Source organism: Sphingomonas natans (assembly GCF_030546695.1).
Lineage (GTDB): Bacteria > Pseudomonadota > Alphaproteobacteria > Sphingomonadales > Sphingomonadaceae > Sphingomonas_I > Sphingomonas_I natans.
On the sequence record NZ_JAUOTP010000012.1, the window covers coordinates 43,289 to 56,581 of the forward strand.

The window sequence follows — 13,293 nt, forward strand, 5'->3', positions numbered from 1 at the left end:
TCCCGAGTTTTTTGGACGGGTGGGAATGATCCAGGCCGGCTATGTACGCACGACGGAGCGCCGCCCGGCGCGGACGCTGGCGCCCGCGTCGCCGTCGCCCGAGCCCGAAGTGCTCGCGCGCATCGGCGGCGGCTATTGCAACCAGCAGCGGCGCCCGCGCTGGGAAGCGATGGCGGCGATCCTCGCGGTCCATGTCGCAGCCCTGTTCCTGCTCGCCTATTTCGACGTCATCCAATTGACCCCCAAGGCCAAGGCGCGGCTGACCGTGGTCGAGATCCAGCCCGAGCCGGTCGTGCCCGACACGCCGCCACCGGCTGCCGCCAAGGTCCCGCCGCCGCCGGCCGAACAGCCGATCGTCGCCCCGCCGCCCGTCATCCAGACGGCGATCGCGATGCCATCGCCGGTCGCCACGACGCCGATCCCGTCTCCGCCGACGCCGCCCATCGTCTCCGCCGCGCCGCCGTCTGCGGTCGTGTCCGAGACCGCCGCGCCGATCAGCGCGCCCGACGGATCGGCCAAGAGCCTCGGCAATCCCTCGCCCCGCTATCCGATGGATGCGCGCCGCAACCGCTGGGAAGGCACGGTCCGCCTGCGCGTCGTCATCACGCCCGAGGGGATGGTCAAGGACATCGGCGTCGCGCGCTCCAGCGGCTTCGACAGCCTCGACGAGGCCGCGCTGAAGACGGTCGCCAAGTGGAAGTTCGTGCCCGGCAAGCAGGCCGGCGTCGCGGTCGAGGCGGTCGGCTTCCTCAACATCCCCTTCCGCCTGACCTGAGCGCCGGCGCATGATGATTGCCGTCCCCGGCGTCTTCGGCGGCGCGGCGCTCGCGCATATCCGGGCGCTGCTGGACGCGGCCGACTGGATCGACGGCAACGCGACCTCGGGCCATCAATCGGCGCTGGCCAAGCGCAATCGCCAGCTGCCCGAAGGATCGCCCGCGGCGGTCGAGATCGGCAATCTCATCCTCGATGCGCTCGGCCGTACCCCGCTCTTCATCGCCGCCGCCTTGCCCGCGCGCGTCTTCCCGCCCTTGGTCAACGCCTACGGCGTGGGGGACACGTTCGCGATGCATGTCGATAATGCGGTGCGCATCCGCCGCGGCGACGATTTCCGCGTGCGCAGCGATCTCTCGGCGACGCTCTTCCTGTCGGAGCCGGACGAGTATGAGGGCGGCGAGCTCGTCGTCGAAGATACCTATGGCGCGCACAGCGTGAAGCTGCCCGCGGGCGACATGATCCTCTATCCGGCCTCGAGCCTCCACCACGTGACCCCGATCACGCGCGGCGAGCGGCGCGCCTCCTTCTTCTGGATCCAGTCGATGGTCCGCGACGATGCCGCGCGCACGACCCTGTTCGATCTCGACGGCGCGATCCAGACGGTCGCGGCCGATCGCGGCCATGCCGACGAGGCGGTGATCCGCCTGACGGGCGTGTATCACAATCTGCTGAGGCGCTGGGCGGAGGTGTAGCCAGGCTCGGCTGAAGTGCCCAGCTCCGTTCGTCCTGAGCCTAGTCGAAGGACGTGCTGCGGGCGTTGCGCTGGCGGCACGTGCTTCGACTTCGCTCAGCACGAACGGTAAAAAGAGGGCGATCCGCCAGGGCTAGCGAATCCCCCTCACATCGGCCAAACGCTCGCGCCATGACCGACATCAAGATCCGCCGCGCCCTGCTCTCCGTCTCCGACAAGACCGGCCTCGCCGATCTGGGCAAGGCGCTGGCCGCGCAAGGCGTCGAGCTCGTCTCGACCGGCGGCACCGCCAAGGCGCTGCGCGAAGCCGGCCTCGACGTCCGCGACGTCTCCGATCTCACCGGCTTTCCCGAGATGATGGACGGCCGCGTCAAGACGCTCCACCCGATGGTACATGGCGGGCTGCTCGCGGTGCGCGACGATCCCGCGCATGCACAGGCAATGGCCGATCACGGGATCGGCGCGATCGATCTCGTCGTCGTCAATCTCTATCCGTTCCAGGCGACCGTCGCGAAGGGCGCGGGCCGCGACGAGGTCATCGAGAATATCGATATCGGCGGCCCGTCGATGGTCCGCTCGGCCGCGAAGAATCACGCTTTTGTCGCGATCGTCACCGATCCGGCGGATTATGCGCTGGTCGCGACGGGCAGCACCGATCTGGACGATCGCAAGCGCCTTGCCGCCAAGGCGTTCGCATCGACCGCAGCCTATGATTCCGCGATCGCCGGCTGGTTCGCGCATGTCGATCAGGGCGAGCGCTTCCCAACCAACGTCGCGATCGCGATGACCAAGAAAGCGGACGTCCGCTACGGCGAGAATCCGCACCAGATGGGTGCGCTCTATGTGCCCGCCGGCAGCCCCGGCATGGGCATCGCCGCCGCGGTCCAGCTCCAGGGCAAGGAGCTCAGCTACAACAATTATAACGATGCCGATGCCGCGCTCGAGCTCGTCTCCGAATTCCGGGACGGGCCGCCCACCGTCGTCATCGTCAAGCACGCCAATCCGTGCGGCGTCGCGACCGGCGCGACGCTCGTCGAGGCGTACGAGGCGGCCTTGGCCTGCGACAGCGTCTCGGCCTTCGGCGGGATCATCGCCGTCAATCGCCCGCTCGACGGCCCCACCGCCGAGGCGATTTCGGGCATCTTCACCGAAGTCGTTGCCGCGCCCGATGCGGACGATGCCGCGAAGGCGGTGTTCGCGAGGAAGAAGAACCTCCGCCTGCTGCTGACCGGCGCGCTGCCCGATCCCGCGCGCAAGGCGAAGGCGATGAAATCGATTGCGGGCGGCTTCCTCGTCCAGTCGCGCGACTTCGGCATCGTCACCGAGGCCGACCTGAAAGTCGTCACGAAGCGCGCGCCGACCGACGCCGAGCTGGCCGACTGCCTGTTCGCCTGGACGGTGGCCAAGCATGTGAAGTCTAACGCGATCGTCTATGCCAGGGACGGATCGACCGCGGGCATCGGCGCGGGCCAGATGAACCGCATGGAAAGCGCGCGCATCGCCGCGTGGAAGGCCAAGGACGCCGCCGCCAAGGCCGGCTGGAGCGAGCCGCGCACGATCGGCTCGGCGGTCGCCTCCGACGCCTTCTTCCCCTTCGCGGACGGCCTGCTGACCGCGGTCGAGGCGGGCGCGACGGCGGTCATCCAGCCGGGCGGCTCGATCCGCGACGCCGACGTGATCGCCGCCGCCGACGAGGCGGGCCTCGCGATGGTCTTCACGGGCATGCGCCACTTCCGGCACTGAGCCTCACACTTCGATCACGGGAGCAGGCATGACCCCCACGATCACCGCCTTTGCATCCTCGCCCGATCGCGGCCGCGGGCTCGCGCGCGACATGCCGGTCCGCTGGGCGCTCGAGGAAGTGGGCCGGGCTTATGATGTCCGCCTCGTTTCCTTCGCCGAGATGAAGCAGCCCGCGCATTGCGCGCTCCACCCGTTCGGCCAGATCCCGACCTATGAGGAGGACGGGCTTGTCCTCTTCGAATCCGGCGCGATCGTCTTACACCTTGCGGAGCGTCATGCGGGTCTGCTGCCCGGGGAGCCCAAGGCCCGCGCCCGCGCGATCGGCTGGATGTTCGCCGCGCTCAATACGCTGGAGCCGCCGATCCTGAACCGCGAGGTCGCCGTGCTCGTCGAGCGCGACAAGCCCTGGTATGCGGAGCGTCTGCCGTTCCTGGAGGACCGCATCCGCGATCGGCTGCGCGATCTCTCCGCCCGGCTCGGCGAGGCCGACTGGCTGGAGGGCGATTTCAGCGCGGGCGATCTGCAGATGGTGACGGTGCTGCGCCGGCTGGCCAGCTCCGGCCTGCTCGACGAAGTTCCGAACCTGCGCGCTTATGTCGCCCGCGGCGAGGCGCGCCCCGCCTTCCAGCGCGCGTTCGCGGCGCAACGGGCGGTGTTCACCGCTGCGGGCAATGTCGCACAGGCTTGACGCGTCTCGCCCGGCACCCGACCTGTTCGCGTCACGGGAGAGAGACGATGGTCGAAGCACGGTGGAACGGCGCGCTGATCGCGCGCAGCGACGATACGGTCGTCGTCGAGGGCAATCACTATTTCCCCGCGGACTCGGTTGACGCCGCCGTGCTGCGGCCGAGCAGCACGACGAGCATCTGCCCGTGGAAGGGGACCGCGCACTATCACAGCCTGAGCGTCGACGGCGCCGACAACAAGGACGCCGCTTGGTATTATCCCGACCCCAAGCCGGAAGCCGAGAAGATCCGTGGCCGGATCGCCTTCTGGAAGGGCGTGACGATCGGCTGACGATCAGGCTGCCTTCGTCATGCCGGCTTGATCGGGATCCCGCTTCGCTGCTTCGGGCGATAGAGCGGGACTTTGGTCCCGCTTGTTCCTGAGCTTCAAAAGTGCGCGTGGCGAAAATGTCCGCAATTGGTGGAAAGCTTCCGCTCCGCTCCTCCGCTCTCCTCCCTGCAAGGGAGGGGCTGGGGGTGGGTCGCCATCCACCGATGGCGCCCGGCCGACAGCAACCCACCCCTCAATCCCCTCCCTTTCAGGGAGGGGAGGTAACGGCGGCTACTGGGGCGAAAGCCGCCGCAGGGTTGGCCGCAATCGGCACCATGACATTAGACTTTCGTCTAATCCATTTGCACGCTTCACCGATCGCTCACGTTTCAAGCGGATGCGGCGGACATGTCCAGCTTATACGACATCATTGCCGTTCCTGGCCACAACCTCATCCGTCTCACGATGGGCGGGTTTTTCAGCCCCGCCGACATCCAGATGCTCAGCATCGGGATGGCCGAGGCGATCGCCGGGTTGGGCTGCTTGCCCAATCAGCATCTCACGATCTGCGACATTCGCGACATGGCGATCCAGAGCCAGGAGGCCGTCGGGCATTTCACCCGCCTCGTGGGCACCGAGGAGGTCGGCTCCCGCAAGCTCGCCTTCGTCACGACGAAGTCGCTCGCGCGGCTGCAAGCCCGCCGCCTGACCGACCGGCCCGACGTGGAGTTCTTCGAAACGATCGTGGCGGCGGAGAAATGGCTCGGCGTGACGTCGCCGTCGGATGCCGTTGCCCATTAGCGAGCTCGAAGACAGGATTGCTCGCCCTCCGAGGCGAGGGCGCAAGCTCGCCACCGGAGCCGGTCCGCGCTCATGCCGGCTGGCGGCGCAGCCTCCAGTTGGAAAGATGCGCGGCCACGATCAGCAGGCTGCCCGCCATCGTCACCGGCGCTTCGCCGGGCGTGCGCTCGTAGACGAGCACCGCCACCAGCAGCAGCACAAGCCCGGCCAGCCCTGCCAGCAGCGGGAAGGTCCGGCGGTGGTGGCGATAGCCGATGCCCAGCGCGAACAACGTCGTCGGCACCGCGAAGACGAGTGCGGCGATGTGGAACGAGGTCGGGATCGGAATCACGGTCGCCAAAGCCGGCAGCGCCGCGACCAGCACCGGCAGCGCGACGCAATGCGCGAGACAGGCGGCCGCGGCGGCGATCGCCATGCTTTCGACGAGATCGGATCGTTTTGCCATCGTGAGGCCAGATGGCAGCGGTGAGGCGAACATGCAATGATATAATGTATCATTTCGTCCCGGACAGGCTCGGTTCGCCGCATACATCACCGCTTTCCTACACGCTCGCGATCTGCAAGGCTGGCCCAATGTTCTTGTTCACGGCCCGGTTCGTCTCCTCCGTTCGCGCACACGCCGGTGGAGAGGGCGTGCCACCCCTGACGTAGTGTCAACTTTGTCAACTTCCGCCGCCGCGACTCGGATCGCGAACCCCCGCCGGACGGGCCCGTGATGGAGGCTGATCGGCCGCGGGGGCGGCTCGTCTATCGGCACCGATGGCCGACGCGGCTGTGGCACTGGGTCAATGCGCTCTGCATCTTCATCCTGCTGATGAGCGGGCTGATGATCTTCAACGCGCATCCGCGCCTCTATTGGGGGGCATATGGCGCGAACCGGGATCATGCCTGGCTCACGATCGGCGGCACGCAGGCGGGCGGCCGGATGATCGTCGGCCCGGTCGCGATCCCCACGACAGGCGTGCTCGGCTATTGGAAGGACCAGCAGGGCCATATCCAGCGTCGCGCCTTCCCCTATTGGGCGACGATCCCGTCGCGCTACAGCCTCGCCGGCGCGCGCCGCTGGCACCTGACCTTCGCGTGGCTGTTCATCGGCGGCGGCGGCGCGTTCGTCGTCGCCAGCCTGATCAACCGCCACTTCGTGCGCGATCTCAAGCCGCGCCGCGACGAACTGGCGCCGCGTCACATCTGGCAGGACATCAAGGATCATGCGCGTCTGCGTTTCCCCGCGGGCGAGGCGGCGGCGCGCTACAATATCCTCCAGAAAGCGAGCTACATCCTCGTCATCTTCGTGCTGATCCCGCTGATGATCCTGACCGGGCTGACGATGGGGCCGGGCTTCGACGCGACCTTGCCGTGGCTGCTCGATCTGTTCGGCGGTCGGCAATCGGCGCGCTCGATCCACTTCCTGTGCGCCGGCGGCCTGCTCGCCTTCACGATCGTGCATCTCGTGATGGTCGTGCTCGCCGGGCCGTTCAACGAGGTCCGATCGATGGTGACCGGCTGGTTCCGGCTGCGCGCGCGATGAGCGGCCCGCTCACCCGCCGCGGCCTGATCGCGCTCGGCGGAGGCGCGCTGCTGGCCGGCTGCGACAAGATCGGTGCGAGCAGCGCCGCGAAATCGACCTTCAAGGCGGCCGAGAAACTGACCATGGGCGCGCAACGCCTCGTCACCGATCGCGCGGCGCTCGCGCCCGAATTCGGCGCGGGTGACATCTCGCCGGTCTTCCGCTCGAACGGCAATGCCACGCCCGGAACGCCGGATTATGCCCGGTTGCTGGCGGGCGATTTCCGCGACTGGCGGCTGGAGGTGAGCGGCCTCGTCGATCGCCCGCAGCTGCTGTCGCTCGCCGAGATCGAGGCGATGCCGCGCCGCACGCAGACGACGCGCCACGATTGCGTCGAGGGCTGGAGCGCGATCGGCCGCTGGACGGGGGTGCCGCTGCGGCTCGTGCTGGCGCGCGCGGGGGTGCGCCCTTCGGCGCGCTACATCGTCTTCCACTGTTTCGATTCGTTCGCCGGCGCGCCTTATTATGAGAGCGTCGACATGATCGATGCGCTCCATCCGCAGACGATCCTCGCCTTCGGGCTCAACGGACACCGTCTGCCCGTGCCCAACGGCGCGCCGCTCCGCCTGCGCGTCGAGCGCCAGCTCGGCTACAAGCATGCCAAGTTCCTGCGCGGGGTGGAGGCCGTCGCGAGCCTCGATTCGATCGGCCGGGGCGGGGGCGGCACGTGGGAGGATGTCGGCGATTATGCCTGGTATGCGGGGATCTGACGGCTCAGACGAGCGCCGACGAGATGCCGGCGTGCGATTGGGCGGCGAGCGCCTTGCGATCGAGCGTCGCGGGATCGAGCGGCGGCAGGAAGCGCAACGTCACGGGCACGGGTTCGGCGCGGTTGAGCATCCGCTTCGCCTCGTCCGCGAAGCTCATGCCGTCGGGCCAGGCATAGCGCGCCCGATCCGGCCCATAATCGATCGCGACCGGCTGGACGGGCGTTCCCGCCTCGACCGCGGACGCGAAGAGGGCCGGGCGGAACGGGCGGACGAAGCTCGGATCGCCGGTGCCGCCCTCGGCGAACAAGGCAACTGGCCGCCCTTCGCCGAGCGCGGCGGCGACCGCATCGGCCTGCACGCGCGTCGCGCCGCGCCGCTCGCGGCTGACGAACACGGTGCCGCCCAGCCGCGCGAGGCTGCCGACCAGCGGCCAGCGCGCAATCTCGTCCTTGGCGATGAAGCGCGCCTCGCTCGCCCCGCCCAGCGCGAGAATGTCGAGCCACGAGATATGGTTGGCGACGTAGAGGACATGGCCCGGCTTGGGCCGCCCCTCGATCGTCACGCGCAGGCCCAGCAGGCCGCCGATCCCCCGCATGAAGCGACGCACCCAGCGCGATTCACGGCCGATCGGACGAGCGATCGAATAACAGACGAAGCAGCCGGCGAGCCAAAATGCTGCCGCCGCGAGCCGGGCATAAGCGCGCAGCGTCATTGCCGCCGGTCAGGCCTCACGATCGAGCGGGATACCGTACAGCTCCATCCGGTGATCGACCAAGCGGAAGCCGAGCTTCTCGGCGATCTGACGCTGGAGCATCTCGATGTCGGCATCGATGAACTCGATCACGCGGCCCGTCTCGACATCGATCAGATGATCGTGATGCCCTTCGGCGGCCGCCTCGTAGCGCGCGCGGCCGTCGCCGAATTCATGCCGTTCGAGGATGCCCGCTTCCTCGAACAGGCGGACCGTGCGGTAGACGGTCGCGATCGAGATGCCCGCGTCGATCGCGGAGGCGCGGGCGTGCAGGGCTTCCACGTCCGGATGATCTTCCGATTCGGACAGCACGCGCGCGATCGTGCGGCGCTGGTCCGTGATCCGAAGACCCTTCTCCGCGCAGAGCGCTTCGACATCGATCTTGCGGTTCATTCCGATAATCCAATGAAAGGCATGCTCGGCAATCTAGTGATCTTTGTTGCAGGACGGAAGGGCTCAGGCGACGAGGCCCGGATCGATGCCGAGCGGCCGCGCGAGCGTGATCGCATCGTGTCGGCTCATGTCCCGCCCCCGGTAATAATCCCGGCGACGGCCGATCTGCGCGAAGCCGGCCGCGGCATAGAGCGCGAGCGCGCCATTGCCCTCCCGCATCTCCAGCATCAGCCGCAACGCGCCGCGCGCCCGCGCCTTTTCGGCCACCGCCTCAACGAGGATCCGCCCGATCCCGCGGCCCCGCGCCTCCGGCCGCACCGCGAGCAACAGCAGTTCGGCCTCGTCGATCGTCAGCCGGGCGAGCGCGAAGCCTTCGGGCATCTCGTCGTCGTCGGGCGTCGCGAGGATCAGCCAGACATCGCTCAGCGACATCATCCCCAGAACCTGCCCGCGATTCCACGCCTCGCCGAAATTCGGATCGAACGCCGAATCCATGATCCGCATCACCGCTTCGATATTGGCGGCGGTGCCGGTGCTGACGATCACCCGAGTCACGCCGGCAGCTTCGCATCGGGTGCGCGCCCGTAGATCGGCACCGGCGGCAAGCCGACCAGTTCGGCAGGCAGCGCCACGGCGGCGCGCGCGTCCGGCAGGATGTCCCGCACCTCGCCCCAGCCGCGCGCCTCGACGAGCGCGCGCGCGCCGGGGCCGACGACGACGGCCTCTGGAATTGCGGCAGCGGCGTCCTCGGGCTTCAGCGAGCGCAGCGCAGACACGGCGCGCAGCGGCGACGATGCGAAGGATTGCACGAACAGTTCGCCATGCCCGCCGGGGATCGCGACGGCGATCGACTCGGATGCTCCGGCCATCGCCGCGAGCAAGGCAAGCGACGAATAGCCGGTGACGGGCACCGACCAGCCGAGCCCGAAGGCGCGCGCCGCGGCGAGCCCGACGCGGATACCGGTGAAGCTGCCCGGCCCGCAATCAACCAGCACCGCATCGGGCAACCCGCCTGCGCCGATCAGTTCCTGGATCATCGGCACGAGCCGCTCGGCATGGCCGCGCCCGACCACCTCATGCGCGGCGGCCAGGACGACGCTGTCCGCCACGAGAGCGGCGGAACAGGCGGCGGTGGCGGTTTCGATGACGAGCGTTCTCACATCTCAGGCGACGCTCGTCGCTTCCTCGAAATCGAGGCGCGGCAGGCGATCGAAGATCGACGCCGGATCGCCATGGCCTAAAGTGGCGATGAAATTGGTCTTCACGGTCGTGCCCGCGAAGAAACTCTCGTCCACCTTGGCCGCGTCGAAGCCGGACATCGCGCCGGTGTCCAAGCCCAGCAGGCGCGCGGCGATGATCAAATAGGCGCCCTGCAGCGTCGAGTTGCGGAAAGCCGATTCCTTGATCAGCCCGTCATTGCCAACGAACCAGGCGCGCGCGTCGGCATGCGGGAAGAGCCTGGGGAGCTTCTCGTAAAATTCCATGTCCATGCCGAGGATCGCGGTGACCGGCGCCTTCAGCACCTTGGGCGCATTCTGGGCCGAGCAGGCGGCAGCGAGCTTCTGCTTTGCTTCGTCGCTCGTGCACCAGACGATCCGCAGCGGCGACTGGTTGGCCGAGGTCGGACCCCATTTCATCAGATCGTAGATCTGGCGCAGCTCGGCTTCGGTGACCGGCTCGTCGGTATAGCCGTTATAGGTGCGCGCGGTGCGGAAGACGCGGTCCAGCGCGGCGTCGTCGAGCGGATCGATCATGCAATGTTCTCCCCCGGAAATGGCCTCGGGCCGAAGCGATCAGGCCGCGCGGACCTCGGTCACTTCCGGCACATAATGCTTCAGCAACTGCTCGATGCCCTGCTTCAGCGTCGCCGTCGAGGAGGGGCAGCCCGAGCAGGCGCCGTGCATCGCCAGATAAACGGTGCCGCGATCGAAGCCACGATAGACGATGTCGCCGCCGTCGCGCGCCACCGCCGGACGCACGCGCGTTTCGATCAGATCCTTGATCTGGACGATGATGTCGGCATCGGCCGGATCGTCGGTCAGGATATCGGCGTCGATCGCATTCTCGCCGGCGCTGCCGGGGCGGAAGAGCGGGTGCTGGCCCGAGAAATGATCGAGCAGAACGCCGAGCACGCGCGGCTTGAGCCCGCCCCACTCGACGCCTTCGCCCGCGGTAACCGAGACGAAATCGCGTCCGAAGAAGACGCTGGAGACGTCGCCGAGATCGAACAAGGCCTCGGCCAAGGGCGATTCCTCGCCTTCCTCGGGATCGGCGAATTCGCGCGTGCCGGTTTCCATCACCGTGCGGCCGGGGATGAACTTGACGGTGGCCGGGTTCGGCGTGGGTTCGGTCTCGATCAACATGCGTGCGATGTGGGCCGAAGCGGAGCGCCGATCAAGGCCGCGCCTGTTTCAGGCAGCAAAGCGCTGCTTTGCGGGGGGCTCATGGAGGCTGCCGGCAGCCGGAGCGGGGTCAGGCCGTGGCGTCGAGTCCGTGGCTGCGCTCGATCTTGGCGAGGCTGGCGTTCCAGAGTTCGACATTGGCCTTCGCCTCGCGGACGAAGGGCGATTTGCGGATCAGCCACAGGAATGCATCGGCCAGCCACTTGCCCGGCGCGCGCAGCGGACGCTTGACCTGGAGGAGCAGGATGACGCGCGTCTCCGCCGTCTCGTTCCAGACCTCATGCGTCCAGCTGTCGTCGAACAGGATCGTCTCGCCGGGTGCCCAGCGCACCGTTTCCGGTCCGACCGCCATTTCCAGCCGGCCTTCGGGTACGATCAGCCCGAGGTGGCAGGTGAGCAGCGCCTTGGTGACCCCGCGATGCGCGGGGATGTGCGCGCCGGGGGCGAGGATCGAGAAGAAGGCGCTGTTGAGGCCCGGGATGCGCGCGACCAGATCGGCCGTGCGCGGGCAGCGGGCGAGGTTCTCGGGAACCGAAAAGCCATAGCCGTGCAGGAAGAAGGACCGCCACTTGCCGGGCGGGGCGATATCCTGATGATCGGGCGAGATCTCGTCGAGCAGCGGCACGAGATCGGGCTGCCGGACCACCGCCAGCGCCTCGTCGCGGATCGCCTGCCAGTTCGCGCGCAGCATCGCCGTCCAGTCGAACAGGTCCGGATCCAGTAACGGATCGTTCGGGATCAGCGAGGATCGCGCGATCAGCGCGTCCAGCGCGATGCGGAGCCGGCGTCCGAGGCGCACGGAAAGCGGTCGGCGCGCGGCCGGATTCAGGGTTTTCGGCGCGTTCGGGGAATCGGGTGAGGCGATCATATTCAATCGCCCGATATCATCGCTTGATAGTTTGGCACAGATGAACGATATGCGGCTTCAGCGCCGATGTCCCCCCGCTGATGTTGGGGAGGACGTTCGTCCGGACAGCGTGAACTCCGCAAAGGCAAACAGCCGCGGGCGTGTCCGGCCACCGGGCGCAAGCCACAGGCTCCCCCTTTCACGCGGGTCGTCTCTTACGAACCCGCTTGGTGGACCGCGTCCGAGACGCGGCCCCACGCGAATACGCGAAAGTTTTCCATGACCGATTTTACCTCCCTCGGCCTTGCCGCGCCGATTCTCGATGCGCTGGCGTCCAAGGGCTATACCAAGCCGACCCCGATCCAGGAGAAGGCGATCCCCGTCGTGCTCGACGGTCGCGACCTGTGCGGCATCGCCCAGACCGGCACCGGCAAGACCGCAGCGTTCGCCCTGCCGGCACTGCATCGCCTGTCGGCAGCCCCAAAGGCGCGTCGCCCGAAGAGCTGCCGGATGCTCGTATTGTCGCCGACGCGCGAACTGGCCAGCCAGATCGCCGAGAGCTTCAACGTCTATGGCAAGAACCTCAATCTTTCCGCCGAGGTGATTTTCGGTGGCGTGCCGATCCCGCGCCAGATCAAGATGCTGGCGACGGGCGTCGACATCGTGGTCGCGACGCCGGGCCGCCTGCTCGACCTGATCGATCAGCATGCGCTGAGCCTGCGCGACGTCGAGATCCTCGTGCTCGACGAGGCCGATCAGATGCTCGATCTCGGCTTCATCCATGCGCTCAAGCGGATCCACCGCCTGCTGCCGCAGAAGCGCCAGACCCTGTTCTTCTCGGCGACCATGCCGAAGACGATCGCCGATCTCGGCGACAGCTTCCTGAACAACGCCGTCAAGGTCTCGGTCGCGCCGCCATCGACGACCGCCGAGCGCGTCGAGCAGCGCGCGATCTTCGTCAACCAGTCCGAGAAGCAGGCGCTGCTGACGATGCGCCTGAAGAGCGATCCGATCGATCGTGCGCTCGTCTTCACCCGCACCAAGCATGGCGCGGACCGTGTCGTGAAGCATCTCGCCGCCGCCGGAATTTCGGCCAATGCGATCCACGGCAACAAGAGCCAGCCACAGCGCGAGCGGGCTTTGGCCGAGTTCCGCTCGGGCCAGTCGCCGATCCTGGTGGCAACTGACATCGCCGCGCGCGGCATCGACGTCGGCGGCGTCAGCCACGTCTATAATTTCGAGCTGCCCAACGTCCCCGAGCAATATGTCCACCGGATCGGCCGCACCGCGCGGGCTGGGGCCGACGGCGTCGCCATCTCGTTCGTCGCCGATGACGAGAAAACCTATATGCGGGCGATCGAGAAGCTGACGCGCGTCAAGGCGACGATCGACACGCTGCCCGAAAACTTCCTCGCCGAAATGGCGCGGCTGCCCAAGCCGAAGGCCGACGATCGCCCCGAGCGGCCGCACGGCCAGGGCCAGCGTCGCCATGACGGCGAGCGGCCGGCGGGTGGCCCGCCGCAGCGTCGTCGCCGCCCAGGTGGCGGTGGCGCTCCCGGCGTCGGCGCGCACAAGGGCGCGGTTCGCCGGACCGGCGGACGCTGAGACAGGAAGG

Annotated in this window: 17 protein-coding genes; 9 read left to right on the top strand and 8 right to left on the bottom strand. The window is 68.0% G+C overall.

The window, feature by feature from the left end:
- Positions 1 to 25 precede the first annotated feature (25 nt).
- The 6 genes from Q4F19_RS20365 to Q4F19_RS20390 all read left to right on the top strand — a co-directional run bounded on the left by Q4F19_RS20365 (position 26) and on the right by Q4F19_RS20390 (position 5,008).
- Positions 26 to 775, top strand: a complete 750-nt coding sequence (locus Q4F19_RS20365; protein ID WP_303546538.1) for an energy transducer TonB — start codon at positions 26 to 28, stop codon at positions 773 to 775.
- 10 nt (positions 776 to 785) lie between these two features.
- Positions 786 to 1,469 carry a Fe2+-dependent dioxygenase gene (locus tag Q4F19_RS20370; protein WP_303546540.1) on the top strand — a complete coding sequence of 228 codons (684 nt, stop codon included), beginning with the start codon at positions 786 to 788 and terminating at the stop codon, positions 1,467 to 1,469.
- A gap of 170 nt (positions 1,470 to 1,639) precedes the next feature.
- Positions 1,640 to 3,211: a bifunctional phosphoribosylaminoimidazolecarboxamide formyltransferase/IMP cyclohydrolase gene (gene purH / locus Q4F19_RS20375; RefSeq protein WP_303546542.1), complete on the top strand. Its 1,572-nt coding sequence runs from the start codon at positions 1,640 to 1,642 to the stop codon at positions 3,209 to 3,211.
- A 28-nt stretch (positions 3,212 to 3,239) separates the two neighbouring features.
- Positions 3,240 to 3,899, top strand: coding sequence for a glutathione S-transferase family protein (locus tag Q4F19_RS20380; protein ID WP_303546544.1), 660 nt, complete (start codon positions 3,240 to 3,242; stop codon positions 3,897 to 3,899).
- A 47-nt stretch (positions 3,900 to 3,946) separates the two neighbouring features.
- A complete protein-coding gene (locus Q4F19_RS20385) occupies positions 3,947 to 4,228 on the top strand; it encodes a DUF427 domain-containing protein (RefSeq protein ID WP_303546546.1) in 282 nt (93 codons plus the stop codon).
- A gap of 492 nt (positions 4,229 to 4,720) precedes the next feature.
- Entirely contained in the window at positions 4,721 to 5,008 is a 288-nt protein-coding gene (locus Q4F19_RS20390) for a hypothetical protein (RefSeq protein ID WP_303546548.1), read from the top strand.
- 70 nt (positions 5,009 to 5,078) lie between these two features.
- Here the strand turns inward: Q4F19_RS20390 and Q4F19_RS20395 are convergent, their stop codons facing one another.
- The gene (locus Q4F19_RS20395) at positions 5,079 to 5,453 is read right to left on the bottom strand and encodes a MerC domain-containing protein (protein ID WP_303546550.1); all 375 of its coding nucleotides are present in this window, start codon (positions 5,451 to 5,453) and stop codon (positions 5,079 to 5,081) included.
- A 270-nt stretch (positions 5,454 to 5,723) separates the two neighbouring features.
- Here Q4F19_RS20395 and Q4F19_RS20400 point away from each other — a divergent pair, with 270 nt between their 5' ends.
- Both Q4F19_RS20400 and Q4F19_RS20405 read left to right on the top strand, forming a co-directional pair.
- Complete coding sequence (locus tag Q4F19_RS20400; RefSeq protein ID WP_303546782.1) at positions 5,724 to 6,536, top strand: cytochrome b/b6 domain-containing protein; 813 nt, start codon at positions 5,724 to 5,726, stop codon at positions 6,534 to 6,536.
- Positions 6,533 to 7,285 carry a molybdopterin-dependent oxidoreductase gene (locus tag Q4F19_RS20405; RefSeq protein WP_303546552.1) on the top strand — a complete coding sequence of 251 codons (753 nt, stop codon included), beginning with the start codon at positions 6,533 to 6,535 and terminating at the stop codon, positions 7,283 to 7,285. The genes Q4F19_RS20400 and Q4F19_RS20405 overlap by 4 nt, the downstream gene beginning before the upstream one ends.
- A 4-nt stretch (positions 7,286 to 7,289) precedes the next feature.
- On the opposite strand, the gene Q4F19_RS20410 is transcribed toward Q4F19_RS20405, so the two are convergent.
- The 7 genes from Q4F19_RS20410 to Q4F19_RS20440 all read right to left on the bottom strand — a co-directional run bounded on the left by Q4F19_RS20410 (position 7,290) and on the right by Q4F19_RS20440 (position 11,630).
- Complete coding sequence (locus Q4F19_RS20410) at positions 7,290 to 7,997, bottom strand: lysophospholipid acyltransferase family protein (RefSeq protein WP_303546555.1); 708 nt, start codon at positions 7,995 to 7,997, stop codon at positions 7,290 to 7,292.
- Between the two features lie 9 nt (positions 7,998 to 8,006).
- Positions 8,007 to 8,429, bottom strand: a complete 423-nt coding sequence (locus tag Q4F19_RS20415; RefSeq protein ID WP_303546557.1) for a Fur family transcriptional regulator — start codon at positions 8,427 to 8,429, stop codon at positions 8,007 to 8,009.
- Between the two features lie 63 nt (positions 8,430 to 8,492).
- On the bottom strand, positions 8,493 to 8,984 hold the full coding sequence (locus Q4F19_RS20420) for a GNAT family N-acetyltransferase (protein WP_303546559.1): 492 nt from the start codon (positions 8,982 to 8,984) through the stop codon (positions 8,493 to 8,495).
- Positions 8,981 to 9,589, bottom strand: coding sequence for a tRNA (adenosine(37)-N6)-threonylcarbamoyltransferase complex dimerization subunit type 1 TsaB (gene tsaB / locus Q4F19_RS20425; protein WP_303546561.1), 609 nt, complete (start codon positions 9,587 to 9,589; stop codon positions 8,981 to 8,983). Before tsaB ends, Q4F19_RS20420 begins: the two co-directional genes overlap by 4 nt.
- 3 nt (positions 9,590 to 9,592) lie before the next feature.
- Positions 9,593 to 10,183 carry a malonic semialdehyde reductase gene (locus Q4F19_RS20430; protein WP_303546562.1) on the bottom strand — a complete coding sequence of 197 codons (591 nt, stop codon included), beginning with the start codon at positions 10,181 to 10,183 and terminating at the stop codon, positions 9,593 to 9,595.
- A gap of 39 nt (positions 10,184 to 10,222) precedes the next feature.
- Complete coding sequence (locus Q4F19_RS20435; protein ID WP_303546563.1) at positions 10,223 to 10,792, bottom strand: NifU family protein; 570 nt, start codon at positions 10,790 to 10,792, stop codon at positions 10,223 to 10,225.
- A gap of 109 nt (positions 10,793 to 10,901) precedes the next feature.
- Positions 10,902 to 11,630, bottom strand: coding sequence for an aspartyl/asparaginyl beta-hydroxylase domain-containing protein (locus Q4F19_RS20440; RefSeq protein WP_303546565.1), 729 nt, complete (start codon positions 11,628 to 11,630; stop codon positions 10,902 to 10,904).
- Between the two features lie 327 nt (positions 11,631 to 11,957).
- Between Q4F19_RS20440 and Q4F19_RS20445 the strand changes: the two genes are divergently transcribed.
- Positions 11,958 to 13,283, top strand: coding sequence for a DEAD/DEAH box helicase (locus Q4F19_RS20445; RefSeq protein ID WP_303546566.1), 1,326 nt, complete (start codon positions 11,958 to 11,960; stop codon positions 13,281 to 13,283).
- The last annotated feature ends 10 nt before the right edge of the window (positions 13,284 to 13,293 follow it).

Coding starts and splice junctions, on each gene's coding strand:
- Q4F19_RS20365 (WP_303546538.1), top strand. CDS start 26: ATGATCCAGGCCGGCTATGTACGCACGACGGAGCGCCGCCCGGCGCGG.
- Q4F19_RS20370 (WP_303546540.1), top strand. CDS start 786: ATGATGATTGCCGTCCCCGGCGTCTTCGGCGGCGCGGCGCTCGCGCAT.
- purH (WP_303546542.1), top strand. CDS start 1,640: ATGACCGACATCAAGATCCGCCGCGCCCTGCTCTCCGTCTCCGACAAG.
- Q4F19_RS20380 (WP_303546544.1), top strand. CDS start 3,240: ATGACCCCCACGATCACCGCCTTTGCATCCTCGCCCGATCGCGGCCGC.
- Q4F19_RS20385 (WP_303546546.1), top strand. CDS start 3,947: ATGGTCGAAGCACGGTGGAACGGCGCGCTGATCGCGCGCAGCGACGAT.
- Q4F19_RS20390 (WP_303546548.1), top strand. CDS start 4,721: ATGGCCGAGGCGATCGCCGGGTTGGGCTGCTTGCCCAATCAGCATCTC.
- Q4F19_RS20395 (WP_303546550.1), bottom strand. CDS start 5,453: ATGGCAAAACGATCCGATCTCGTCGAAAGCATGGCGATCGCCGCCGCG.
- Q4F19_RS20400 (WP_303546782.1), top strand. CDS start 5,724: ATGGAGGCTGATCGGCCGCGGGGGCGGCTCGTCTATCGGCACCGATGG.
- Q4F19_RS20405 (WP_303546552.1), top strand. CDS start 6,533: ATGAGCGGCCCGCTCACCCGCCGCGGCCTGATCGCGCTCGGCGGAGGC.
- Q4F19_RS20410 (WP_303546555.1), bottom strand. CDS start 7,997: ATGACGCTGCGCGCTTATGCCCGGCTCGCGGCGGCAGCATTTTGGCTC.
- Q4F19_RS20415 (WP_303546557.1), bottom strand. CDS start 8,429: ATGAACCGCAAGATCGATGTCGAAGCGCTCTGCGCGGAGAAGGGTCTT.
- Q4F19_RS20430 (WP_303546562.1), bottom strand. CDS start 10,183: ATGATCGATCCGCTCGACGACGCCGCGCTGGACCGCGTCTTCCGCACC.
- Q4F19_RS20435 (WP_303546563.1), bottom strand. CDS start 10,792: ATGTTGATCGAGACCGAACCCACGCCGAACCCGGCCACCGTCAAGTTC.
- Q4F19_RS20445 (WP_303546566.1), top strand. CDS start 11,958: ATGACCGATTTTACCTCCCTCGGCCTTGCCGCGCCGATTCTCGATGCG.